Consider the following 24,372-nt stretch of genomic DNA (forward strand, 5'->3'; position numbering starts at 1 on the left):
AGGCCCTTCCTTCGTGGGTCCGCTTGCTGGGGACCAGGGGGTGGGTGTCGGGCCAAAAAGAAAAAGGAAGGGCCCCGCCCCCGCTGAGGTGGCCCCCGGCCCTCGCCGTCGGAGCGGAGCGTCAGCTGGCGGCGCTCATCGTCAGGGAGTTGACCTTGACCTCGGTCTTCGGGGCGCCGTCGCCCGAGGCGCCGGCGGCCGGGTCGGCCGAGGGGTCGGCGACGGTGCCGGCCTCGGCGACCTTCTTGACCAGGTCGAGGCCTTCGGTGACGCGGCCGAGGACCGTGTAGTCGGCCGACAGGGACTCGATGTCCTTGTAGACGATGAAGAACTGGCTGCCGCTGGACGCCGGGTTCTGCGTCTTGGCGATCGCGACCATGCCCTCGGTGTACGCGGGGCGGCGGCCGGTCGGCAGGTTCTCCTCGGCGTAGCGGTACGTCGGGCCGCCGAGGCTGGTGCCGGACGGGTCGCCGCACTGCAGGACGTAGATGCTCTGGGTCACCAGGCGGTGGCACTTCGAGCCGTCGAAGAACTTCTTGCTGGCCAGGTACGTGAAGCTGGCGGCCGCGCACGGAGCGTTGGCGGTGTCCACCTTGATCTTGATGGTGCCGACGCTGGTGTCCATCGTCATGGTCTGGGACCCGGTGCGGGGCTCGCCGGACGTGGGCGGGGTGCCCACGTCCTTCACCTCCTTGGGGATCTCCGGGGCCGGCGACGCGGAGGGGTCGACCAGCGGCAGCCAGGTGCAGCTGGTCGAGGCCGCGGACGCCGACGAGGAGGGGTCGGCCGAGGCGGTGTTCTTCTTGTCGTCGCCCTTGGTCAGGACGATCACCAGCCACGCCACGCCGAGCAGGACCACCAACCCGCCCGCCGTCGCGGCGATCGTCGTGTTCCTGCGCCGGCGGCCGGCGGAACGCTCGGCGCGGTCGGCCATCTCCCGCTCCAGCCGCGCACGCGCTGCGGCGCGCTGGCGGTCCCGGTTGGAGGTCACGGTTGGTACTCCTTGCTCAGCAGGGATTGGGTGGAGTTACGACTTGCTGGAGGCGCTGGCCGACGGGGCCGCCGAGGCGGGGGCGGACGACGCGGGTGCGGAGGCGGGGGCCGACGTGGCGGGCGTCGGGTCCTCCTGCGGTGCGACGTCGGTGACCGTCAGCGAGCTGATCTTGGCCTCGGTCTTGGGCTTGCCGTCGCCGGCCGGCTCGGAGCCGCCGGAGCCGATCTGGGTGAGGACGTCCATGCCGCCGACGATCGTGCCGAAGATGGTGTAGTTCGGCGGCAGCTTGATGTCCTTGAAGACCAGGAAGAACTGGCTGCCGTTGGTGTCGGCGCCGGAGTTGGCCATCGCGACGGTGCCGGCCGGGTAGAGCACGCTGGTGTCCGGCTGCGCCGACGGGTCGGCCGAGGCCGAGGGGTCCGTCGAGGGGGCGGCCGCCGGCGGCGGGTTGTTCTCGTCCGGGAAGCGGTACGCCGGGCCGCCGGTGCCGGTCGCCGACGGGTCGCCGCACTGCAGCAGCGAGTCGTTGAGCATCCGGTGGCAGGTGGTGTTGTCGAAGAACTTCTTGCCCGCCAGGTACGTGAAACTCTCCACGGTGCAGGGCGCCTTGCTCGGGTCGAGCTTGGCGGTCACCGTGCCCTGGCCGAGCGCGACCGTCATCGTCTTCACACCGTTCTTGACGATGTCGTTGGTGCGCGGCTTGCCCACGTCGGTCACGCCGTTGCCGGCGTCGATCGGGGTCCAGGCGCACTCGGAAGCGCGGATCGGCTCTGGGTCGAACCCGCCGGTCTTCCAGATCACGGCCAGGACCAGCAGGGTGAGTGCCACCGCCCCGCCGATGCCGGCCTGCCATTGCCGACGACGCCTCGCTGCTGCCGCCCGACGGGCGATCTGCCGCTCGGTCTTCGCCCGCGCCAAGGCGCGTTGCCGGCTCTTACTGGAAGCCACCTGTGCTCCCCTCCAGGAAAATACGTTTGGGTGCCACGTCACACGCCCGCCAGAGTGTACGGGTAGAAACCGGAATGATGGTCGCCGCCCGGTCACGGTTCGCTGTACCTGACCTCCGGATAGGGTCTGAGGTGTCGATGCGGGGACATCGACGGACCCTGAAACCGTCAAAACCAGAGGGAGGACAGCCGTCTTGCTGGTCGCCGGCTTTCCCGCCGAAGCGTTCGGGACCAACTGCTACGTGGTCGCTCCCGCGCCCGGTGAGCAGTGCGTCGTCATCGATCCCGGGATCGGGGTCGTCGACCGCCTCGAGGCCGTGCTCGCCGAGCACCGCCTCCAGCCCGCCGCTGTCCTGCTCACCCATGGTCATCTGGACCACACGTTCTCCGTCACGCCGGTCTGTGGCGCGCGCGGCATCACGGCATACATCCATCCGGCCGACAACGAGATGCTCGCCGACCCGACGAAGGGGCTCAGCACCGACCTTACCGCGCTGTTCGGCGGCAGGCTGAGCTGGAGCGAGCCGGAGGACGTGGCCCCGCTCGAGGACGGCCTGGTGCTCAAGATCGCCGGCATCGAGCTGGTCGTCGACCACGCGCCGGGGCACACCCGCGGCTCCGTGATGTTCCGCGGCCAGGACGAGGTCTTCACCGGCGACGTGCTGTTCAAGGACTCGATCGGCCGCACCGACCTGCCCGGCGGCAGCATGACGCAGATGGTCGCGAGCCTGCGCGACAAGGTGCTCACGCTCCCCGACGAGCTGGTCGTGCTGCCCGGCCACGGCCCCGGCACCACGATCGGCCGGGAGCGCACCCGCAACCCGTACCTCCGCGAAGCTTCCACACCGAACCCGAACCGAGGCTGGTAGAGACCGATGACCCGACCCACGCCGCTGTCCGGGTTCCCGGAATGGCTCCCCGAGCAGCGCATCGTCGAGCAGCAGGTGCTGGACCGGCTGCGGCGCACCTTCGAGCTGTACGGCTTCTCGTCCCTGGAGACGCGCGCGGTCGAGCCCCTCGACCAGCTGCTGCGCAAGGGGGAGACCTCCAAGGAGGTCTACACGCTGCACCGCCTGCAGGCGGTGGAGGGCGACGACGAGCCGAACCTCGGGCTGCACTTCGACCTGACTGTCCCGTTTGCCCGGTATGTCCTTGAAAATGCCGGCAAGCTGCAGTTCCCGTTCCGCCGGTACCAGATCCAGAAGGTGTGGCGGGGGGAGCGGCCGGCGGCGGGCCGCTATCGCGAGTTCCTGCAGGCGGACATCGACATCGTCGACCGTGACACCCTGCCCTCCCACTACGAGGCCGAGATCCCGCTGGTGATCGGCGACGCGCTGCGGTCGCTGCCGATCCCGCCGGTCAAGATCCTGGTGAACAACCGGAAGCTGTGTGAGGGGTTCTACCGGGGCCTCGGCATCGAGGATCCAGAAGAGATCCTGAGAATAGTTGACAAACTAGACAAAATCGGCCCAAATGCGGTCAAAGCCGAAATCGCCGAAAAGTACGATGAACCGCGGGCCGACGCGTGCCTGGCGCTGGCGCAGATCACCGCGCAGGACGGCTCGTTCGCGGACGAGGTCCGCAAGCTCGGCGTCGAGCACCCGCTGCTCGACGAGGGCATCGCGGAGCTCGCCGCCGTCGTGGAGACCGCCCGCGAGCACAGCCCGGGCCTGGTCCAGGCGACCCTGAAGATCGCCCGTGGCCTCGACTACTACACCGGCACCGTCTACGAGACCGAGCTGGCCGGTTTCGAGCAGTTCGGCTCGATCTGCTCCGGCGGCCGGTACGACAACCTCGCCAGCGCCGGCAAGGACGTCTTCCCCGGCGTCGGCATCTCCATCGGCGTCTCGCGGCTGCTCGGCCTGCTCTTCAAGGAGGACGCGCTCGGCGTCACGCGACCCGTGCCCACCGCCGTCCTCGTCGCGTTGTGGAGCGAGGAGGAGCGTGCCGTCAGCAACCGGATCGCCGCGTCGCTGCGGGCCAGGGGCATCGCGACGGAGGTGGCACCGGCACCGGCGAAACTCGGCAAACAGATCCGCTACGCCGAGCGACGAGGCATTCCATTCGTCTTTTTCCCCGCCAACGGGGACAACGCTGACCAGGTGAAGGACATCCGCTCCGGCGAGCAGGTCGCCGCGGACGGGTGGGCCCCCCCGGCCGAGGACATGGCCCCCGCGCTGCGGTGACAGAATGAACACGATCTGCCTTGTGTGAAAACAGCCCGAAGGAGAGAGACATCCCGTGATCCGATCCCATCAGTCCGGCGCCCTGCGGGCCGGCGACGCCGGCACGACCGTGACGCTCGCCGGCTGGGTGGCCCGCCGGCGCGACCACGGCGGCGTGATCTTCGTGGATCTCCGGGACGCCTCCGGCGTCGTCCAGGTCGTCTTCCGCGAGGACATGGAGGTCGCGCACGCGCTGCGCAACGAGTACTGCGTGCTCGTCACCGGCGAGGTGCGTGCCCGGCCCGAGGGCAACGAGAACCCCGACCTGCCGACCGGCGCGGTCGAGGTCGTCGCCACCGCCCTCGAGGTGCTGTCCGAGGCCGCGCCGCTGCCGCTGCCGGTCGACGACGGCGACGCCGCCAGCGACGACGTCCGCTATCGCTACCGCTACCTCGACCTGCGCCGCTCCGGCCCGCACAAGGCGATGAAGCTGCGCTCCCGGGCCAACCAGATCGCCCGCAACCTCCTCGCGGACCGCGACTTCGTCGAGGTGGAGACCCCGACGCTGACCCGCTCCACGCCCGAGGGCGCCCGCGACTTCCTGGTCCCCGTCCGGCTGCAGCCCGGCACCTGGTATGCGCTGCCGCAGTCGCCGCAGCTGTTCAAGCAGCTGCTCATGGTCGGCGGCCTGGAGCGGTATTACCAGATCGCCCGCTGCTACCGCGACGAGGGCTTCCGCGCCGACCGGCAGCCGGAGTTCACCCAGCTGGACATCGAGATGTCGTTCGTGACCCAGGACGACATCATCGAGCTCGGCGAGTCGATCGTCCGCGCCCTGTGGTCCGACCTCGCCGGGCACGAGATCACCGCCGACATCCCCAAGCTGACCTGGCACGACGCCCTCGCCCGGTACGGCTCCGACAAGCCCGACCTGCGGTACTCCGTCGAGCTGACCGAGCTGACGGACTACCTGCGCGGCACCGAGTTCCGCGTCTTCGCCGGCGCGATCGACGGCGGCGGCTACGTCGGCGCGGTCGTCATGCCCGGCGGCGCCGCGCAGACCCGCAAGGAGCTCGACGGCTGGCAGGACTGGGCCAAGGCGCGCGGCGCCCGCGGCCTCGCCTACGTGACCCTGGACGCCGAGACCGGCGAGCCGAAGGGCCCGGTGGCCAAGAACCTGTCCGCCGAGCACCTGGCTGGCCTCGCCGACGCCGTCGGCGCCAAGCCCGGCGACGCGGTGTTCTTCGCCGCCTCCGCCGAGCGCCGCGAGGCGCAGGAGCTGCTCGGCGCGGCCCGCATCGAGATCGCCAAGCGGGCGAAGCTCGTCGACGAGTCCGCGTGGTCGTTCTGCTGGGTCGTCGACGCGCCCATGTTCGAGCCGACCGACCCCGAGGCCGGCGGCACCGGCGGTGGCGCGAAGGGCTGGACGGCCGTGCACCACCCGTTCACCTCGCCCAACCGGGAGTGGATCGACCGGTTCGAGGAGTCGCCGGGCGAGGCGCTCGCCTACGCGTACGACATCGTCTGCAACGGCAACGAGATCGGCGGCGGCTCGGTCCGTATCCACCGCGGCGACGTGCAGCGGCGGGTCTTCGACATCCTCGGCATCGGCGCCGAGGACGCGGCGGACAAGTTCGGCTTCCTGCTCGAGGCGTTCAAGTACGGCCCGCCGCCGCACGCCGGCATCGCCTTCGGCTGGGACCGCATCTGCATGCTCCTCGCGGGCGCGGACTCGATCCGTGAGGTGATCGCGTTCCCGAAGACCGGCGGCGGCTTCGACCCGCTGACCGGCGCGCCGACCCCGATCACCGCGCAGCAGCGCACCGAGGCGGGCGTGGACGCCAAGCCCAAGACGTCGGCGGACGCGAAGCCCGCGGAGGCGAAGGCTTGACGGTGCTCGTGACCGGCGCCTCCGGGTATCTCGGAGGCGCCGTCGCCGCCCTGTGCGGGGCCGTGCCGGCGCCGAGGACCGACGTCAGGGACCTGGCCGCCCTTTCGGCGCTGTTTGCGTCGGCACGACCTGCGACCGTCGTCCACACGGCGACCGTCCTCGGCAACAACGGCGGGTCCGCCGAGGACCTCTGGGCGGTCGTCGCGGCCGGCACCGCCAACGTCGCGGTCGCCGCGCGGTCGGTCGGCGCCCGGCTCGTGCACGTCTCCTCCGACGCGGTGTTCGCCGGCCGTGACGCGCCGTACACGGAGGCGGACGAGCCGTCGCCGGTCTTCGAGTACGGCGCCGCGAAGGCCGCCGCGGAGGAGGCCGTCGCCGCCGTCGACCCGTCCGCGGCGATCGTGCGGACCTCGCTGATCGTCTCCGGCGGCCGCGGCCCTCTGTCCCGGCACGAGCAGACCTGCCTCGCCCTGTCCTCCGGCGCGGCGCGAGGGGCGCTGTTCACCGACGAGATCCGCTGCCCGATCGCCGTCGACGACCTCGCCGCGGCCATCGCCGCCCTGATCGCGACCGACCACGCCGGAGTGCTCAACGTCGCAGGTCCCGAAGCGCTGTCCCGGCACGACATCGGTCTGCGGGTGGCGGCCCGGCACGGGATCGACCCGGGGAAAGTGCCCGCCTCCACCATTGCGGCGAGCGGGCTGACCCGACCGGCCCGGGTGGTGCTCGACTCGTCGGCGGCGGCGAAGCTGCTCGGTCTCACCCCCCGGGCTGTCTGACCAAGTTCTCTCACGGCGTACACAGGGCCTGAGTGCGGACGCGGAGCGTTCGCATGGGGGGGTGTGGGGAGGCGCAGCCCCCCACAAAACCGCGGCCCGCAAGGGACGTGGAGCTGGAAGCTGTAGGGTCTGGGGCCGTGGACGGCTTGTTCGAAGTGCACTCCCCGGGCGGCGGCGGCGATCCCGCGCTCCCCGGCGGGTTCGACGACGTCGCCGCCGACGCGCCCCTCGCGGTGCGGATGCGGCCGCGGACCCTCGACGAGCTCGTCGGGCAGGAGCGGCTGCTCGTGCCCGGCTCGCCGCTGCGGCAGCTCGTGTCGGGGGACTCGCCGATGTCGGTGATCCTGTCCGGGCCGCCCGGCTGCGGCAAGACCACCGTCGCGCACCTGGCCGCGGCCGCCACCGACCGCAGGTTCGTGGCCCTGTCCGCGCTCAACGCCGGGGTCAAGGACGTGCGGGCGGTCATCGATGTCGCACGCCGCGAGCGGCGCCGGGGCGGGCCGTCGACCGTGCTGTTCATCGACGAGGTGCACCGCTTCAGCAAGACGCAGCAGGACTCGCTGCTCGCCGCCGTCGAGGACCGCACCGTCTCGCTGCTCGCCGCCACCACCGAGAACCCGTTCTTCTCCGTCATCAAGCCGCTCATGTCACGCTGCGTGCACCTGACGTTGCAGCCGTTGACGGACGACGACGTCCGGACCCTCGTGCGCCGCGCCGTCACCGACGCCCGGGGGCTCGACGGCGCGGTCAGCCTGGCACCTGAGGCCGAGGCGCATCTGGTACACCTGGCGGGCGGCGACGTGCGGAAGGCCCTCACGGCCCTGGAGGCGGCCGCGGGAGCCGCACTGGCGCAGGGGTCCTCCGTCGTGGACCTGGAGACCGCCGAGCAGGCGTTCGACGTGGCCGCGCTGCGGTACGACCGGGACGGCGACGAACACTACGACGTGGTGAGCGCGTTCATCAAGAGCATCCGCGGCTCCGACGTCGACGCCGCCCTGCACTACCTCGCCCGCATGATCGTCGCGGGGGAGGACGCCAGGTTCATCGCCCGCCGCCTGATCGTGCACGCCAGCGAGGACATCGGCATGGCCGACCCGACCGCGCTGCAGACCGCGACCGCCGCCGCGCACGCCGTGGAGTTCGTCGGGCTGCCCGAGGTGCAGATCATCCTGGCCCAGGCGGTGATCCATCTCGCACTCGCCCCGAAGTCCAACGCGGTGGTCGCCGCGATCGGCGCCGCGATGTCCGACGTCCGCGCCGGACACGGTGGTGCGGTCCCCGCGCATTTACGCGATTCGCACTACAGCGGCGCATCCAAGCTCGGGCACGGCAAAGGGTACAAATACCCCCACGACGACCCGCGAGGCGTTGTCCAGCAACGGTACGCGCCGAAAGGACTCGACGACCGGGAGTACTACCGCCCTACGGGCCATGGCGCAGAGCGAGCAGTGGCGGAACGATTGCCGAAACTGCGGCGTATCGTGCGGGGGACCATTGAGCCTGCGCCGGGACCCGCGTCCGACGGCGCGACCAGCATGGTGGAGGAGCGGCACCGGTGACATCGGGTCGAGATGAGGCCAAGAAGCGGCGCGGCCGCGGCAAGGCCGAAGAAGGCCCGAGCGACGAGGACCTCGGCTGGCTCGCCGAACTCCGCAGCGCCCGAGGCGACGAAGACGGCCTCCAGCAGCCCCCCGCCCCACCCCACCAGCCCGCCCGCGACGTCCTGGACCAGCCCGCCGACCCCTGGCACGCCCCCCGCGAGTCCCCGTCTGGTGGCGTGCCCGCCGCCGGCCGCCGCCCCGCCGCGGATCCCACGACGGCGTGGCCGGCTGGGCGCGCTGCCGGTCGTGAGGCTGAGCGTGAGTCGCCGTCGGGTGGTGTACCCGCCGCGGGTCGTCGCGCTGCCGGTCGTGAGGCTGAGCGCGAGTCGCCGTCGGGTGGCGTACCTGCGGCGGGTCGTCGTGCCGCTGAGCGTGAGTCGCCGTCGGGTGGTGTGCCCGCGGCGGGTCGTCGCGCCGCTGGTCGTGAGGTCGAGCGTGAGTCGCCGTCCGGTGGGGTTCCCGCCCGGGGGCGCGTCCCGGAGCCCGCGCCGTCGTGGCAGCCGGAGACCTCCCAGCCGGGTCGCCGCGCCGCCCCCGAGACCTCCGAGCCCACCGGCCGCCGCGCCGCTCCCGACGCACCGCCGGCCGGATATCCCGCTCACCCTGGGCATCGAGGAGCTGCGGAGACCCCGCCGGCCGGGCGTCGCGCAGCCCCCGAGGCAGGTCGCCGTGCTGCCCCGGAGACCGCTCCCTGGCAGCCCCAGGCCGAGCCGGTGGGTCGTCGCGAGCCGTCGACCGGTGCCACGCCTTCCGGGCGGGTGCCCGCCGCCGGTGCCGCACCCGTCGCCGGCTGGCGCGCGGCGCCCGAGACGGGGCCGGTCGCCGGCCGCACGTCCGTGCCCGGCGCCGGTCGCTCATCCGTGCCCGAGCCCGGCCCCGCGACGGGCCGCACGCCGGTGCCCGACCCCGCCACCGGCCGCACCCCGATCCCCGGCAGCGGCATCCCGGCCGGCCGGACCCCGGTGCCCGGCGGCGATCCCGCGCCCGGTCGCACCCCGATCCCCGGCGGTGACTCCGCGCCCGGCCGGATCTCGGCCCCTGGCGGCGACTCCGCGCCCGGCCGGACCTCGACCCCTGGCGGCGGTCCCGCGGCTGGTCGGACCTCGACCCCTGGCGGCGGTCCCGCGGCCGGTCGGACCTCGATCCCCGGCGGCGGTCCCGCGGCCGGTCGCACGGCGGTCCCCGGCGCCGGCCCTGCGACCGGCCGGGCGGTCCCCGGTGCGGGACCTGCCACCGGTCGCACCTCCGTCCCTGGTGCTGGACCTGGTGCTGGACCCGGTGTAGGACCAGGTGCTGGACCTGGCGTCGGGTCCGGCGTCGGACCCGATGCCGGTCGCACGGCGGTCCCTGGCACCGGTCCGGTTGCCGGTCGCGCGGCCGGACCTGGCGGCGGCCGGGCGTCGGTGCCCGAGTCCGGCCCGGGTGCGGTGCCGGGCGGTGCGCCGTCCCCGTGGGACTCGCCAGCCCGCGAAGCGGCCCCGGGCGGACACCGCGCCCCCACCGACGACCGCCGCGCCGACGACGAGTCACCGTCCCGCGGCCGCAGAGCCGCGCCCGACCTGGAGCAGAGCGGCGGCCGCCGGTCGTTCGACCGTGTCGTGCCCGAGCCTCGTCGTGGCGAGCCCGACCTGGAGCAGAGCGGTGGTCGCCGGTCGTTCGAGCGTGCCGTTCCCGATCTGGAGCAGAGCGGGGGTCGCAGATCGTTCGAGCGTGCGGTGCCCGAGCCTCGTCGTGGCGAGCCTGACCTCGAGCAGAGCGGTGGCCGCCGGTCGTTCGACCGTGTCGTGCCTGAGCCTCGTAGTGGCGAGCCCGACCTGGAGCAGAGCGGTGGCCGCCGGTCGTTCGAGCGTGCTGTGCCCGAGCTTCGTCGTGGCGAGCCTGACCTGGAGCAGAGCGGCGGCCGCCGGTCGTTCGAGCGTGCCGTGCCCGAGCCGCGCCGTGGCGAGCCCGACCTCGAGCAGAGCGGGAGCCGCCGGTCGTTCGAGGTGGCCGCGGGGGAGCCCTCCGGCAGGTTCGCCGCCGGCGCCACCCCACCGTCCCAGCGCCGCGCCGGCGCCGAGCCCACCGGCCGCTTCGCCGCCGACCCGGGTCCCGCCGCCGCGCAGGGCGGCCGGGGCGGCCACGGCTCCGCAGGCTCCCGGGGCGTCGGATCACAGCCCACCGCGGCACACAACACGAGCTCCAACCCCACCGGCGGCCCCCAGGGCACCGGACCGCAGGCCGGCCGAGGCGGCCCCGTCCCCCAGAGCGGCGACCCGCACGGCCGCGGCCCAGGACCCCAGGGCGGCGACCCGCACGGTCGTGGCTCTGGACCGCAGGGCGGCGACCCGCACGGTCGTGGCTCTGGACCGCAGGGCGGCGACTCTCACGGTCGTGGCTCTGGACCGCAGGGCGGCGACCCGCACGGTCGTGGCCCTGGACCGCAGGGCTTCCAGCGCGGCGGGCCGCAGCAGCGCGGGCCGCAAGGACCCGGCGGGCGGCCGTCGCCCTACGGCGTGGCCCGCCAGCCCGGCGAAGCGCCACCCAAGCCGTTCGTCGACCTCGCGCGGTTCGACCCCAACCCCGCGACCACGTACCGCGGCACCGCCACCACGCCGGGGGCGTTCGACTGGGAGTCCACGACGCAGATCGCGCCGTTCGGGCTGCTCCAGCTCGCGCAGGCCAAGCGGGTCCGGCAGCTGCGGCTCGCGACGATCATCTTCGTGGTCCTCGCGGTGGTCAGCGCGCCGGCCGCGTTCTTCGTGATCCGCGAGTTCACCAGGGACCCGGTGTTCGTGGAGCTCGACAGCCTCAACCTGCCCGAGTGGGCGGCCCGCAACCCGACCGACGGGGCCCTGGGCAGCCGCTGGTGCATCCGCGAGTGCCGGTCCCGGCAGCGCACGTGGGAGTCCGCGCGCGGGCCGGAGGAGACCAACCGCGCGTTCGTCGGCAAGCTCAAGGACGCCGGCTGGGTCGAGTGGGACATCCCCGACTGCCAGGCCGAAGGCGTCGACGGCATCGAGACGTGCTGGCAGCGCGACGAGTATGTGCTGGATCTGTGGGTACGGGCAGCCGTCTGCGACGTCAAGAACGCCAGGCCGACGGTGAACCCGTCCCAGCCCGGCAAACCGACGGCGAAGGCCCCGGCCAGCCAGTCCCCGTCCGCGGACCCGGGTCCGCAGCCGTCGGAGATCGAGAGCCCCGGCCCGGCGCCGACCGCGATCTGCCCGCTCGCGGTGGCCACGATCAAGGTGTTCAACAGGATCAGCTACGGACCGGGCGGTGCGCAGGACGGCGGTTGACGTCGATACCCGGATCGGCCGGTGACCGCCCAGGCGGGGAACGGGGCGGCGGATGACGGCCGGTCGAGAAGCGCACCTACATCACGGAGGGTAGGGTTCCTCCGTTGGATGAGCGCATCCACGCGGGTGAAGGAGGAAGCGGGCGTGTCCGTGTCCCTGGGCGGTATCGCGGCGCTGGTGGCGTCGGGTGGTTTTTTCGTGCTCGTTCTCGTGCTCGCGGTGCCGATCCTGAGGGTCCGGCACACGATCGACGCGGCGACCGGCGCGCTGCGCGACGTCGCTGACCAGACGACCCCGATGCTGGAGCGGGTCAACTCCACGATCGACAACGTCAACGTGGCCCTCAACCAGGTGCACACCACGCTCGACGGGGTCAACATGCAGCTCGCCCGCATCGACACGATCACCGAGAACGTGTCGCACGTGAGCGCCAACGTGGCGAACCTGTCCACTGTGGTCAGCGCAGCCGCCGCGAATCCGCTCGTGAAGGTCGCCGCGTTCGGTTACGGGGTCCGCAAGGCCGCCGCGAACCGCCGTGCCGCCGCCGACGAGGCCGAGGTCCGCGAACAGATCAAGCAGTCGCGGCGCAAGCGGGCCTGACCGGCCGTGCGCTGCCCGTACACCACCTGACAAACGCAAACAGAGAGAGGTTGAGCCATGCGGCGGTTGCTGTGGCTCGGGATCGGACTCGCCATCGGCGCGCTCGTGGTCCGCGCGGTGGCGAAGAAAGCGCAGGCCTTCACCCCGCAGGGCATCGCCGCGCAGGCGCGGGACTCGGCCGCCGGTTTCGCCGGGTCGGTCCGGGGGTTCGTCGACGACGTGCGTGACGGCATGGCGGAGCGTGAGGCCGAGATCCACGCCGCGTTCACCGATGGTTCGACCCTGGACGAAGACCTTTACCCGGAAGGCCGGCAGCACCGATGAAGACCGCGGAGATCAAGCGTCGTTTCCTCGCCCATTTCGAGGGGGCGGGGCACACGGTGGTGCCCAGCGCGCCGCTGCCGGCGATCGCCGACCCGAACCTGCTGTTCATCAACGCGGGCATGGTCCAGTTCGTGCCGTTCTTCCTGGGGCAGCGGACCCCGCCGTACCCGCGGGCCGCGTCGGTGCAGAAGTGCATCCGGACGCCGGACATCGACGAGGTCGGCAAGACCAGCCGGCACGGCACGTTCTTCCAGATGAACGGCAACTTCAGCTTCGGCGACTACTTCAAGGAAGGCGCGATCAAGCTCGCCTGGGACCTGTCGACCAACCCGGTCGACAAGGGCGGCTTCGGCCTCGACCCGGAGCGGATCTGGGCGACGGTCTACCTCGACGACGACGAGGCGATCGAGCTGTGGAAGCAGACCGGGCTGCCCGCCGAGCGGATCGTGCGCCGCGGCAAGAAGGACAACTTCTGGTCCATGGGCATCCCCGGGCCGGCCGGTCCGTGCTCGGAGCTGTACTTCGACCGCGGCCCCTCCTACGGCAAGGAGGGCGGGCCGGAGGTCGACGAGGACCGCTACATGGAGTACTGGAACCTCGTCTTCATGCAGTACGAGATCACCAACGTGCGGTCGAAGGAGGACTTCGACATCGTCGGTGAGCTGCCGGCCAAGAACATCGACACCGGCATGGGCCTGGAGCGCATCGCCTCGATCCTGCAGGGCGTCGACAACCTGTACGAGATCGACGAGGTCAACCCGATCCTGACCAAGGCCGCCGAGATGACCGGCAAGCGCTACGGCCAGGTCACCTCGCACGTCGCGTCCGAGTCGCACCCCGACGACGTGCGGCTGCGTGTCATCGCCGACCACGTCCGCACCGCGCTCATGGTGATCTCCGACGGTGTGACGCCGTCGAACGAGGGCCGCGGCTACGTGCTGCGCCGCATCCTGCGCCGCGCGATCCGCTCGATCCGGCTCCTCGGCTGGCACGAGGGGCCGGCGCTGCCGATCCTGCTGCCGATCGCCCGAGACTGCATGTCGCCGTCGTACCCGGAGGTCGCCGCCGACTTCGACCGGATCTCCAGCTACGCCTACGGCGAGGAGGAGGCCTTCCTGCAGACGCTGCGGGCCGGCACCACGATCCTCGACGTCGCGATGAGCGACACGAAAGCGGCGTCGAAGTCCGTGCTCCCCGGCGACAAGGCGTTCCAGCTGCACGACACGTACGGCTTCCCGATCGACCTGACCCTGGAGATCGCGGCCGAGCAGGGCCTGACGGTCGACGAGGACGGATTCCGCCGTCTCATGGCGGAGCAGCGCACCCGCGCCAAGGCCGACGCCAAGGCGCGCAAGACCGGCCACGCCGACCTGTCGCAGTTCCGCGCGGCCCTGGAGCAGGGCGGGCCGGTCGAGTTCACCGGCTACCGCGAGGTCGCCCGGGAGTCGTCGGTCCGGTCGCTGCTCGGCGCGGCCGCCGCGGCCCAGGGCGAGGAGATCTCCCTGGTCCTGGACGCGACCCCGTTCTACGCCGAGGGCGGCGGCCAGATGCCCGACCTGGGCGTCATCACCACCGGCAGCGGCAAGGCCGAGGTCCTCGACGTGCAGACGCCGCTGCCGGGCCTCATCGTGCACCGGGTCAAGGTCCTGGAAGGCGAGATCCGGGCCGGTGAGTCCGCGTTCGCCGAGATCGACACCGGGCGCCGGCGGGCCGTGTCGCGGGCGCACACCGCGACCCACCTGATCCACCAGACGATGCGCAACTTCCTCGGCGAGTCGGCGACCCAGGCGGGCTCGCTCAACGCGCCCGGCCGGCTCCGCTTCGACTTCAACACCCCCGGCGCCGTGCCACAGAGCGTCCTGCACGACGTCGAGCAGCAGGTCAACGAGGTACTGCTGCGGGACCTGCTGGTGCACGCGTTCATCACGTCGCAGGAGGAGGCGCGCAAGCTCGGCGCCATGGCGCTGTTCGGCGAGAAGTACGGCGACGAGGTCCGCGTCGTCGAGGTCGGCGACTACGCGCGCGAGCTGTGCGGCGGCACCCACGTCGAGCGCTCCAGCCAGCTCGGCCTGGTCAAGATCCTCTCCGAGTCGTCGATCGGTTCGGGTGTACGACGCGTCGAGGCGCTCGTCGGTCTCGACGCGTTCGGTCACCTGGCGCGCGAGCACGTCCTCGTGTCCCGCCTCGCCGAGCTGTTCCGGGTCCCCGGCGACCAGGTCGCCGACCGGGTCGAGCAGACGGTCGCGCAGCTGCGCGACGCCGAGCGGGAGCTGGAGAAGCTGCGCACCCAGCTGGTCCTCGCCAATGCCGGCGGGCTCGCCGACGCGGCCAAGGACATCAACGGCGTCGCGTACGTCGGCACCGAGGCACCCGAGGGCACCTCGGCCAACGAGGTCCGCACCCTGGTGCAGGAGATCCGCGGCCGGATCCCGGCGGACCGGCCGGCGGTCGTCGCCGTCACCGCCCGCGCCGGCGGCAAGGCGTCGCTCGTCGTCGGGCTCAACGCGGCCGCCAAGGGCCGCGGCCTGTCCGCCGGTGACCTGGTCAAGGGCGCCCTGTCCGGCCGTGGCGGCGGCAACGCCGACCTCGCGCAGGGCGGCGGCGTGCCGGCCGATCAGGCGCCTGTGTTGCTCGCAGCGGTCGAGCGCGCCCTGTAGCTGTCCGTTCGCATGCGGGTAGGTGAATTCGTCGATTCACCTACCCGCGAGCGTTCGCGGGGTGCGCCGTGCGCATAGGGTGCTACCCGTGACGACTCAGCCGTGGACACGGGGCCGGCGGATCGGGGTCGACGTCGGCAGCGTCCGCGTCGGCGTCTCGATGTGTGATCCCGACGGGATCCTCGCCACCCCCGTTGCGACGCTGCCGCGCGATCAGGTCACCGAGAGTGACAAGGTCTCTTCGGACATGTCCGAAATCTTGCGACTGGTCGCGGAGCACGAAGCGGTGGAGATCATTGTCGGCCTGCCAATCAACCTGGCCGGCAAGGAAGGGCCAGCAGCGGCCCTCATCAGGCAATATGCCGACCGTTTGGCCGTGCTGGCGGACCCCGTGCCGGTCCTGCTGACGGACGAGAGGATGTCCACGGCGGCGGCAACACGTAGGCTGTCGGAGCGCGGCGTCCGGGGCAGGCGGCAACGCGCGGTCATCGATCAGGTGGCCGCGGTGGAGATCCTGCAACGATGGCTCGACGCGCGCCGGGCCGTTCGCGGCTGAGTGCCAGGAGGCGAAGGACAGATGGGCGAGCTTGATCTGGGCTGGGACGACGAGGAGCGGCCCAGCAGACATCGGCGCCGCGCCGCGTCCAGTCCCCGCGGCAGGCGGAAGGGGCGTGGCGGGAAGACCTTCCTCGCGCTCTTCATCAGCCTGCTGGTCTTCGGGGGCCTCGCATTCGGGGCCTATATCGGCGTGGACCGGGTCAAGGACATGTTCACCGCTGCCGACTACAACGGCGGTGGCACCGGTGAGGTGACGGTCGAGGTCCTCAAGGACCAGTATGCCGCCGACATCGCCAACACGCTGGTGGAAAATGATGTCGTGAAGAGCGCGAAGGCGTTCGTCGAGGCCGCGAAGAAGGACGAGCGCAGCAAGAAGCTGCAGCCGGGCTTCTACAAGCTGCGCAAGCAGATGCGCGCCTCCGACGCCCTGTCGCTGATGCTCGACCCGAAGAGCCGCCTGGTCAACAAGGTCACGCTGCCCGAGGGCATGACGTATCAGGACACCTTCAAGAAGCTCTCCGAGGTCACCAAGATCCCGTATGAGGAGTTCGAGAAGGCGTCGCAGGACACCAAGGCGCTCGGCCTGTCCGACGTGTGGTTCACCCGGCAGGACAAGAAGGAGGTCGCCAAGAGCATCGAGGGCTTCCTCTTCCCGGCGACCTATGAGTTCCCGCCCAACGTCACCGACGCGGCCACCGTCCTGAAGATCATCATCAACCGGTTCAACCAGGAGATCGACTCCCTCGGCTTCATCGACGGCGTGCAGACCTCGCTGCACATCTCGCCCTACGAGGCGCTGATCGCCGCGTCGATCGCCCAGGTCGAGGGCCTCGACAAGGACCAGGAAGGCATCGTCCGGGTCCTCTACAACCGGGTCTACTCCGGCAAGTTCCCGTGCAACTGCCTGCAGGTCGACAGCACCGTCAACTACTACCTGCGGATCACCGGCAAGGGCGCCAAGCCCTCGACCGAGCTGCTCAACTCCGAGCTGCACAACAAGAAGAACCCGTACAACGCCCACGACGTCCCGGGCATGCCGATCGGGCCGATCAGCATGCCCGGCACCAGCGCGCTGAAGGCGGCGATCAACCCGCCGAAGCACGACTACTACTTCTTCCTCGCCATCGACACGGCCGGCAACACCGCCTACGCGAAGACGTATCCGGAGTTCCAGAAGCTGTGGGACCAGGCCCAGAAGAACGGCGTCAAGTAGGTGCGGGCGGCGGTCCTCGGCCAGCCGGTGAGCCACTCGCGCTCACCGGCGATCCACAACGCCGGCTATGCCGCCGCCGGGCTGCGCGACTGGACGTATGAGGCGATCGAGTGCGGCACGGACGACCTCGCCGCGTTCGTCGCCGGGCTCGGGACCGACTGGGCCGGGCTGTCGCTGACCATGCCGCTCAAAGAGGTCGCGCTGGACGTCGCCGCGATGGTCGACCCGTTCGCGGCGGCGATCGGCGCGGCCAACACGCTCGTGCGCCGGTCGTATGGGTGGCACGCCTACAACACCGACGCGCCGGGGATGGTGCGGGCACTGCTGGAGGCCGGGATCGCCCGGACACCGAGACTGGCCGTGCTCGGCGGCGGGGGGACCGCCCGGGCGGCGCTGGCCGCGGCGGCGTCGTTGTCGGCCGACGTGACGCTGTACACCCGCCGACCCTCCGCCTTCGAAGAGCTGCTGCCGGTCGCGTCGGCGCTGGACGTCGAACTGGAGCACGCGCCGTGGGACTCGCTGGCATCGTGCACGGCGTTCCCGGTGGTGATCTCCACGGTCCCAAAGGGGGCGGCGGACCCGCTCGCGCTCGCGGACTGGTCCGGGCGGCCCGTCGTGTTCGACGCCATCTACGAGCCGTGGCCGACGCCCCTCGCCGCCGCGGCCTCGTCCGCGGGCTGCGCGATCGTGTCCGGCCTCGACCTGCTGCTGTGGCAGGCGGTCGACCAGTTCGAGCTCTTCACCGGCGCAGCGGCGCCGGTGGCCGCGATGCGGGCGGCGCTGCGTCCCGTCTGACGGGCGGTCCGTACCTCACTGTGGGACTTGTCGTACCTCCGTGACAGACTTGCCGACGTGTTGCGCTGGTTGACCGCAGGTGAGTCGCATGGCCCGGCACTCGTCGCGATTCTGGAGGGCGTTCCCGCCGGCATCGAAGTGACGAGCGCGTCCGTGGCGGCAGAGTTGTCCCGTCGACGTCTCGGCTATGGCCGCGGCGCGAGGATGGCGTTCGAGCAGGACGTGGTCGAGTTCGTCGGCGGCCTCCGGCACGGGCTCACGCTCGGCAGCCCCGTCGCGATCCGCGTCGGCAACAGCGAGTGGCCGAAGTGGGAGACCGTCATGGCGGCCGACCCGGTCGATCCTGACCTGCTCGCCGCGCAGGCCCGCAACGCGCCGCTGACCCGGCCCCGGCCCGGCCACGCCGACCTCGCCGGCATGCAGAAATACGGGCACACCGACGCCAGGCCGATCCTCGAGCGGGCCAGCGCGCGGGAGACCGCCGCCCGGGTCGCCGTCGGCACCGTCGCCAAGCACCTGCTGCGCCAGGCCCTCGGCATCGAGATCGTCTCCCACGTCATCGAGCTCGGCTCCGTCGCCGCGAAGCCCGGCCTGCTGCCGCGCCCAGAGGACTTCGACCGCATCGACGCCGACCCGCTGCGCTGCCTCGACCCCGACGCGAGCGCCCGCATGGTCGAGGAGGTCGACGCCGCGAAGAAGGACGCCGACACCCTCGGCGGCATCGTCGAGGTCCTCGCCTATGGCGTCCCGCCGGGCCTCGGCAGCCACGTCCAGTGGGACCGCAAGCTCGACGCCCGCCTCGCCACCGCCCTCATGTCCATCCAGGCGATCAAGGGCGTGGAGATCGGCGACGCGTTCACGCAGGCCCGCTCCCGCGGCTCGCAGGCGCACGACGAGATCATCCCCACCGCCGAAGGCGTCCGCCGGGTCACCGACCGGGCCGGCGGCCTCGAAGGCGGCATCACCACCGGCGAGCCCCTGCGCGTCCGCGCCGCGATGAAGCCGATCTCCTCGCTCAACCGGGCGCTGCAGACCATCGACATCACCACCGGCGAGCCCGCGACCGCGATCAACCAGCGCTCCGACGTGTGCGCGGTCCCCGCCGCCGCCGTCGTCGCCGAGGCGATGGTCGCGCTGGTCCTGGCCGAGGCGGCGCTGGAGAAGTTCGGCGGCGACTCGGTGGCGGAGATCCAGCGCAACGTCGCCTCCTACCTCGACCATCTGGTGGTCCGGTGAGCCCTCGCGCTGTCCTGGTGGGTCCCCCGGGAGCGGGGAAGACGACCGTCGGCACGCTGCTCGCCTCGGCCCTGGGCGTGCCGTTCCGCGACGTCGACGCCGACATCGAGGCCACGGCCGGCAAGCCGATCCCGGAGATCTTCATCGACGAGGGTGAGGACCACTTCCGGGCGCTGGAGCGGGCCGCGGTCGCCTCGGCGCTGTCCTCGTTCGACGGCGTCCTCGCCCTCGGCGGCGGCGCGATCCTCGCCGATTCGACGAGGGACCTGCTCGCGGGGCACACCGTGGTCTACCTGACCGTCGAGCTGTCCGACGCCGTGTCCCGGGTCGGGCTCGGCAGCGGCCGGCCGCTGCTCGCGCTCAACCCGCGGGCCACCCTGAAGTATCTGCTCGACCAGCGCCGCCCGCTGTATGAGCAGGTCGCCACGGTCACCGTCACCACCGACGGCCGCACCCCCGAGGACATCACCGGGGAACTGGCGGGCAAGCTGTGACCGCCGTCGTCGACGTCTCCGGCTACCAGGTGCTGATCGGCCGGGGCCTGTCCGACCAGGTGCCCGCCCTCGTCAGCGGCGCCGCCCAGGTCGCGGTCATCTTCGCCGGCCCCGTCCGGGCACACGCCGAGCAGGTCATGGCCGCGCTCCGCGCCGCCGGCCACGGGATCCTGCCCCTGGAGGTCCCCGACGCCGAGGCCGGCAAGGACATCGCCGTCGCCGCCGGCTGCTGGGACGCCCTCGGCGAGGCCGCCTTCACCCGCAGCGACGCCGTCGTCGGCGTGGGCGGCGGCGCCGTCACCGACCTCGCCGGGTTCGTCGCCGCGAGCTGGCTGCGCGGCGTCCGGCTCGTCCAGGTCCCGACCAGCCTCCTCGGCATGGTCGACGCCGCCGTCGGCGGCAAGACCGGCATCAACACCGCCGCCGGCAAGAACCTCGTCGGCGCCTTCTACCCACCGGCCGGCGTCGTCTGCGACCTGTCGACCCTCGACACCCTGCCCGCCGACGACCTGCGCGCCGGCATGGCCGAGGTGGTCAAGTGCGGCTTCATCGCCGACCCCACCATCCTCGACCTCATCGAGGCCGACCCGGCGCTCGCCCTCGACCCGCACGGCCCGGTGCTCTCCTCCCTGGTCGAGCGCGCCGTCGCCGTCAAGGCCCGCGTCGTCTCCGCCGACCTGCGCGAGTCCGGCCTCCGCGAGATCCTCAACTACGGCCACACCCTCGGCCACGCCATCGAGCGCCGCGAGCAGTATCGCTGGAAGCACGGCCACGCCGTCTCCGTCGGCCTCGTCTACGCCGCCGAGCTGGGCAGGCTCACCGGCCGCCTCCCCGCCGACGTCGCCGCCCGGCACCTCAGCGTCCTGACCCTGCTGGGCCTCCCCGTCACCTATGACGCAGCCGCCTGGCCCGACCTGCACGCCGCCATGCGCGTCGACAAGAAGGCCCGCGGCGCGACGCTGCGCTTCGTCGTCCTGGACGGCCTGGCCACCCCGGGCACCTTGGCCGGCCCACCCGACGACCTGCTGTTCACCGCCTATGAGGCGGTCGCCTCCTGACCCCGTCCGCTCACCCTGCCGCTCGGGTCACGCCCGCTGGAGCTTCGCCGCCGGCGGTCGTCGCCTGACGACGTCCGCTCACCCTGCCGCTCGGGTCACGCCCGCTGGCGCTTCGCCGCCGGCGGTCGTCGCCTGACCCGGACCTGCGTGACCTGCCAGCCGTCCGCGCGTCACTGGCTGTCCGCCGTCTGACCCTCGCGCGCATTTGTCCACCGCCCGCGCCACGGCCGCCGGCTTTGCGTCGCTGATGCCGTGGTCGCCGGACTACGTCGCCCACGCTGCGGTGGCCGGTGCCGTGCCCGCCAGCTCTGCGTCTCCGGTATTCGGCGGCGTCTGGCACCTGCCGCCCGCGGGCCCCCGCCGCACCTGCCGTGCCGCCTGCTTCGCGCCGCTGGTGACGCGGACGCCGGTGTTGCGTCGCGCGTGCTGCGGGGTGCGGTTTGCGTCGCCTGCGGTGTGGGTCGCTGGGTTGGGTCATCTGCGGCATGGTCGTTGGTGGTGTTCGCCCAGGCTGCGGGTGTTGGTGTTGTGTCGTCGTGCTGCGGGGTGCGGTTTGCGTCGCCTGCGGTGTGGGTCGCTGGGTTGGGTCATCTGCGGCATAGTCGGCGGTGATGCTCGCCCAGGCCGGGAGGTGCTGGCGTCGCGTCGCCCGAGTCGTGGTGGCTCGTGCCGCTCATCGGGCTGTAGGTGCTGGTGTTGCCCGTGGGTCACAGGCGTTGGTTGCGTCGCGTGTGCCCTGGCGGCTGGGTTTGCGACGGCCGCGATGTGGTGGCTGGTGTTGCTCGTCCCACCCCGCAGGTGCTGAGGTTGCGTCGCCTGTGGTGCGGCGGAATCTCGGATGCAGGTGACTGGTCGTCATCGGTTGAGAGGTCGCCGCCCGGCTGCTGATCTGCGCTCGACTCCGCCGGCCGCTGCGGGCTTCCGGTGCTCGTCGTCGGTGGCGCGGTTGCCACCCGGCTCCCACCTGATCCGCCGTCCGCTCTCGTCCCGTCCGTCGACGCCTGCGATGCGGTCGCCGCCTGGGACCGGCCGCCTGATCCGTCGCACGCTGCCACCCGCACCTTTCACGCCACGAATCGTCCGACTCGTTCGATTCGTCCCAGGACCGGCCTCCCGCGTCAGGCCGGCCGCTCGTTGCGACGGAGCGGGTCGGCGGTGCGGGCGTCAGACCTGGTCAAGGGCCGGACCACCCGGTCCCGGGGGTGCTCAGGCGGTGGCGGCCGGGACCGCGGCGGGCAGGAACGCGGTGGCCGGGGGACGCAGGCGCAGGTAGAGGACGCCCGCCACGGTGCCGAAGGCGGCGGCCACGACGGCTTCGGGGTAGCCGGGGGCGCCGAACGGCAGCAGGAACATCGCGATGCCCACCGACAGGCGTACCGCGGCCTTCGGGGGGTGGCGCAGGCCGGCGGCGAGCGGGACGATCGGCCACAGCAGGTACCACGGATGCACCACCGGCCCGCAGAGGACGATCGCGGCGAGGGCGAGGCCCAGGCCGGCGACGGGGTTCGGGGCGCGCAGCAGTGCCCAGCCGGCCAGGGCGAAGCCGGCGAGGGCCGCGACGACCCGGATGATCGCCATCGCGCCGGGGTGGCCGGCTTCCGCGAGGAGCATGCCGACGTCGGTGCTCAGCGACAGGCCGTTGCGGACGGTGGTGGGGGTGCGCAGGGCGGCGATCCAGCCGAGGCCGAGCCCGGAGGCGGCCTGCAGCACGATGAAGGCGAGGACCGCGCCGGCCGTGGCCCGGATCAGGGCGGCGGGGCGGCCGCGGGACAGCATGACGACGGTGACGAGGGCGAGGATCGCGGGGGCCTTCACGAGCGCGGCGGCGACGACGAGGGCGGCGCCCAGGAGCGGGCGGTCGCGGACGGCGGCGAGCAGGCCCGCGGCGACCAGGCCGACCATGAGGGCGTCGTTGTGGGCGCCGGCGACCAGGTGCAGCAGGAGCAGCGGGTTGAGCGCGCCGAACCACAGGGCGTGCTGCGGCGGGACACCGAAGCGGGCGGCGAGGCCCGGCAGGCACGCGACGACCAGGGCGACGCCGATCAGCGCGACGAGCCGCATCGCCCACACGCCGACGACGGTGTGCTCGCCGGTCACGGCCATGATCGCCGAGGCGCAGCGCAGGAACACCGGGCCGTACGGGGCGGGCGTGTCCTGCCAGATGGGTGGCACGTCCAGGGCGAGCGGGCCGCCGAGGGAGGACGGGCCCCAACGGTACGCGTCGAGGCCGCGCTGCACCATGGCGCCCTGGGCGAGGTAGCTGTACACGTCGCGGCTGAACATCGGGGCGGTCGCGGCCAGTGGCGCGGCCCACCACAACATGGTCCTGATGAGGTCGGCGGGGCGCTGCCCGTCCAGCGTGGAGCGCATGCGCAGCCACGCGCCGCACAGCAGGGCCAGGCCGAAATAGGTGCAGGCGACACCCACCAAGGGGAACGCGCGCAGCTCCCGGACCACGGGCCAGTGCTCGAACGGGTCGTCGCGCGGCAGGGCGCCCGCCGCGACGCCACCCAGCGCGATGGCGACGGAACCCGCGAAACCCAGGGTACGGTTGACTCTCACTCCGGCACACTGGCTGAGTTTCATGTCTCCGTGGCTAAGGCGACATGAACGGGGATCGGCCCGACCGGTACACTGCTTCGGGCCTTTCCGCCGGCATGATGCCGCACGGACCAACTGACGAAAGTGACGTCTATCCACATGGCAACCACGAACGACCTGAAGAACGGCCTGGTGCTCAACCTCGACGGCGATCTGTGGGCCGTTGTTGAGTTCCAGCATGTGAAGCCGGGCAAGGGCGGCGCGTTCGTGCGGACCACCCTCAAGAACGTGCTTTCCGGCAAGGTGGTCGACCGCACGTTCAACGCCGGCACCAAGGTCGAGACCGCCACCGTCGACAAGCGCACGATGCAGTATCTGTACATCGACGGTGAAGACTACGTGTTCATGGATCTCCAGTCGTATGAGCAGATCTCCGTCCCGGCCGGCACGGTCGGCGAGGGCACGAAGTTCCTGCTGCCCGAGGCTGAGGTGACGGTCGCGACGCACGAGGGTGTGCCGCTGTACGTCGAGCTGCCGACGTCGGTGATCCTGGAGGTCACCTACACCGAGCCCGGCCTGCAGGGCGACCGCTCCACCGGCGGCACCAAGCCGGCCACGGTCGAGACGGGCGCCACGGTCAACGTGCCGCTGTTCATCACGACCGGTGAGAAGATCAAGGTCGACACCCGCGACAGCCGTTACCTCGGCCGGTCCTGACCGTGTCCTTCACTGGGGGCTCCTTCCTCGGGGGCGACGTCACCGCGCAGATGACCGCGCGGCGCAAGGCCCGCAAGCGCGCCCTCGACGTGCTCTACCAGGCCGACCTGCGCGGTGAGCCGCGCGGGTCGGTCCTGACGTCCTACGTGGCCAATCTCGAGGAGCCGAAGCCCGGCTACCTGCCCTACACCGTCCAGCTGGTCGAGGGCGTGGAGAGCCACGCCGTCCGCATCGACGAGCTGCTGTCCAGCTACGCCGAGGGCTGGACCCTGGAGCGGATGCCGGTCGTCGACCGGAATCTCGCCCGCATCGCGGTGTATGAGCTGCTGTACAACGACGAGATCGACAACCCCGTGGCGATCACGGAGGCGGTCGAGCTGGCGGAGACGCTGTCGACCGACGACTCGCCCCGCTTCCTCAACGGCATCCTGGGCCGGATCGCCGACTACGCCACGTAAGACGCCGCTGGAAGCCAGTCGAGCCGGGTGTGATCCGCCACCGAGCGGATCAGCCCGGCTTCG

21 protein-coding genes are annotated in these 24,372 nt (G+C 72.0%); 17 read left to right on the forward strand and 4 right to left on the reverse strand.

What is annotated here, in order from left to right; all coding sequences use genetic code 11:
* Positions 1-121 precede the first annotated feature (121 nt).
* Together ACZ6TV_RS33140 and ACZ6TV_RS33145 are read right to left on the reverse strand one after the other, a co-directional pair.
* A complete protein-coding gene (locus tag ACZ6TV_RS33140; protein WP_465301356.1) occupies positions 122-991 on the reverse strand; it encodes a peptidylprolyl isomerase in 870 nt (289 codons plus the stop codon).
* Positions 992-1,027: 36 nt separating this feature from the next.
* Positions 1,028-1,942 (reverse strand): peptidylprolyl isomerase, encoded by a 915-nt coding sequence (locus ACZ6TV_RS33145; protein WP_465301358.1) that lies wholly within the window; start codon positions 1,940-1,942, stop codon positions 1,028-1,030.
* Between the two features lie 193 nt (positions 1,943-2,135).
* On the opposite strand from ACZ6TV_RS33145, the gene ACZ6TV_RS33150 reads away from it, so the two are divergent.
* The 5 genes from ACZ6TV_RS33150 (at position 2,136) to ACZ6TV_RS33170 (ending at position 8,335) form a co-directional block, all read left to right on the forward strand.
* On the forward strand, positions 2,136-2,810 hold the full coding sequence (locus ACZ6TV_RS33150) for an MBL fold metallo-hydrolase (RefSeq protein ID WP_465301360.1): 675 nt from the start codon (positions 2,136-2,138) through the stop codon (positions 2,808-2,810).
* 6 nt (positions 2,811-2,816) lie between these two features.
* Entirely contained in the window at positions 2,817-4,127 is a 1,311-nt protein-coding gene (hisS, locus tag ACZ6TV_RS33155) for a histidine--tRNA ligase (protein WP_465301362.1), read from the forward strand.
* A 55-nt stretch (positions 4,128-4,182) separates the two neighbouring features.
* Positions 4,183-5,997 (forward strand): aspartate--tRNA ligase, encoded by a 1,815-nt coding sequence (gene aspS, locus ACZ6TV_RS33160; RefSeq protein ID WP_465301364.1) that lies wholly within the window; start codon positions 4,183-4,185, stop codon positions 5,995-5,997.
* 2 nt (positions 5,998-5,999) lie between these two features.
* Complete coding sequence (locus ACZ6TV_RS33165) at positions 6,000-6,776, forward strand: sugar nucleotide-binding protein (RefSeq protein WP_465301573.1); 777 nt, start codon at positions 6,000-6,002, stop codon at positions 6,774-6,776.
* Between the two features lie 137 nt (positions 6,777-6,913).
* The gene (locus ACZ6TV_RS33170; protein ID WP_465301366.1) at positions 6,914-8,335 is read left to right on the forward strand and encodes a replication-associated recombination protein A; all 1,422 of its coding nucleotides are present in this window, start codon (positions 6,914-6,916) and stop codon (positions 8,333-8,335) included.
* 1,568 nt (positions 8,336-9,903) lie between these two features.
* On the opposite strand, the gene ACZ6TV_RS33175 is transcribed toward ACZ6TV_RS33170, so the two are convergent.
* Positions 9,904-10,500: a hypothetical protein gene (locus tag ACZ6TV_RS33175; protein ID WP_465301368.1), complete on the reverse strand. Its 597-nt coding sequence runs from the start codon at positions 10,498-10,500 to the stop codon at positions 9,904-9,906.
* Positions 10,501-10,872: 372 nt separating this feature from the next.
* Between ACZ6TV_RS33175 and ACZ6TV_RS33180 the strand changes: the two genes are divergently transcribed.
* The 10 genes from ACZ6TV_RS33180 (at position 10,873) to aroB (ending at position 20,593) form a co-directional block, all read left to right on the forward strand.
* Positions 10,873-11,658, forward strand: a complete 786-nt coding sequence (locus ACZ6TV_RS33180) for a hypothetical protein (protein ID WP_465301370.1) — start codon at positions 10,873-10,875, stop codon at positions 11,656-11,658.
* 150 nt (positions 11,659-11,808) lie between these two features.
* Positions 11,809-12,258, forward strand: a complete 450-nt coding sequence (locus tag ACZ6TV_RS33185; protein ID WP_354778036.1) for a DUF948 domain-containing protein — start codon at positions 11,809-11,811, stop codon at positions 12,256-12,258.
* Positions 12,259-12,315: 57 nt separating this feature from the next.
* The gene (locus tag ACZ6TV_RS33190; protein WP_465301372.1) at positions 12,316-12,582 is read left to right on the forward strand and encodes a hypothetical protein; all 267 of its coding nucleotides are present in this window, start codon (positions 12,316-12,318) and stop codon (positions 12,580-12,582) included.
* Positions 12,579-15,239, forward strand: a complete 2,661-nt coding sequence (alaS, locus tag ACZ6TV_RS33195; protein WP_465301374.1) for an alanine--tRNA ligase — start codon at positions 12,579-12,581, stop codon at positions 15,237-15,239. Before ACZ6TV_RS33190 ends, alaS begins: the two co-directional genes overlap by 4 nt.
* An 88-nt stretch (positions 15,240-15,327) precedes the next feature.
* A complete protein-coding gene (gene ruvX / locus ACZ6TV_RS33200) occupies positions 15,328-15,795 on the forward strand; it encodes a Holliday junction resolvase RuvX (protein WP_465301376.1) in 468 nt (155 codons plus the stop codon).
* Between the two features lie 21 nt (positions 15,796-15,816).
* Complete coding sequence (gene mltG / locus ACZ6TV_RS33205; RefSeq protein ID WP_465301378.1) at positions 15,817-17,010, forward strand: endolytic transglycosylase MltG; 1,194 nt, start codon at positions 15,817-15,819, stop codon at positions 17,008-17,010.
* A complete protein-coding gene (locus ACZ6TV_RS33210) occupies positions 17,011-17,805 on the forward strand; it encodes a shikimate dehydrogenase (protein WP_465301380.1) in 795 nt (264 codons plus the stop codon).
* 57 nt (positions 17,806-17,862) lie between these two features.
* The gene (aroC, locus tag ACZ6TV_RS33215) at positions 17,863-19,041 is read left to right on the forward strand and encodes a chorismate synthase (protein WP_465301382.1); all 1,179 of its coding nucleotides are present in this window, start codon (positions 17,863-17,865) and stop codon (positions 19,039-19,041) included.
* Positions 19,038-19,535: a shikimate kinase gene (locus ACZ6TV_RS33220; RefSeq protein WP_465301384.1), complete on the forward strand. Its 498-nt coding sequence runs from the start codon at positions 19,038-19,040 to the stop codon at positions 19,533-19,535. The genes aroC and ACZ6TV_RS33220 overlap by 4 nt, the downstream gene beginning before the upstream one ends.
* Positions 19,532-20,593, forward strand: a complete 1,062-nt coding sequence (gene aroB, locus ACZ6TV_RS33225) for a 3-dehydroquinate synthase (RefSeq protein ID WP_465301386.1) — start codon at positions 19,532-19,534, stop codon at positions 20,591-20,593. Before ACZ6TV_RS33220 ends, aroB begins: the two co-directional genes overlap by 4 nt.
* Positions 20,594-21,799: 1,206 nt before the next feature.
* On the opposite strand, the gene mptB is transcribed toward aroB, so the two are convergent.
* Entirely contained in the window at positions 21,800-23,374 is a 1,575-nt protein-coding gene (gene mptB / locus ACZ6TV_RS33230) for a polyprenol phosphomannose-dependent alpha 1,6 mannosyltransferase MptB (RefSeq protein ID WP_465301388.1), read from the reverse strand.
* On the opposite strand from mptB, the gene efp reads away from it, so the two are divergent.
* Entirely contained in the window at positions 23,294-23,851 is a 558-nt protein-coding gene (efp, locus tag ACZ6TV_RS33235; protein WP_465301390.1) for an elongation factor P, read from the forward strand. The genes mptB and efp overlap by 81 nt on opposite strands.
* Positions 23,852-23,901: 50 nt before the next feature.
* Positions 23,902-24,309 carry a transcription antitermination factor NusB gene (nusB, locus tag ACZ6TV_RS33240; protein ID WP_344503658.1) on the forward strand — a complete coding sequence of 136 codons (408 nt, stop codon included), beginning with the start codon at positions 23,902-23,904 and terminating at the stop codon, positions 24,307-24,309.
* The last annotated feature ends 63 nt before the right edge of the window (positions 24,310-24,372 follow it).

It is taken from the genome of Dactylosporangium sp. NPDC051087, assembly GCF_055586325.1.

Excerpts from the sequence above, each read along its gene's own strand:
- nusB (WP_344503658.1), top strand. The coding sequence starts at position 23,902 with ATGACCGCGCGGCGCAAGGCCCGCAAGCGCGCCCTCGACGTGCTCTAC.
- efp (WP_465301390.1), top strand. The coding sequence starts at position 23,294 with ATGGCAACCACGAACGACCTGAAGAACGGCCTGGTGCTCAACCTCGAC.
- mltG (WP_465301378.1), top strand. The coding sequence starts at position 15,817 with ATGGGCGAGCTTGATCTGGGCTGGGACGACGAGGAGCGGCCCAGCAGA.
- alaS (WP_465301374.1), top strand. The coding sequence starts at position 12,579 with ATGAAGACCGCGGAGATCAAGCGTCGTTTCCTCGCCCATTTCGAGGGG.
- ACZ6TV_RS33190 (WP_465301372.1), top strand. The coding sequence starts at position 12,316 with ATGCGGCGGTTGCTGTGGCTCGGGATCGGACTCGCCATCGGCGCGCTC.
- hisS (WP_465301362.1), top strand. The coding sequence starts at position 2,817 with ATGACCCGACCCACGCCGCTGTCCGGGTTCCCGGAATGGCTCCCCGAG.
- mptB (WP_465301388.1), bottom strand. The coding sequence starts at position 23,374 with ATGCTGGAACTCAACAACGGCCCACAGATCGCCGTCGAGGTTGAGCAC.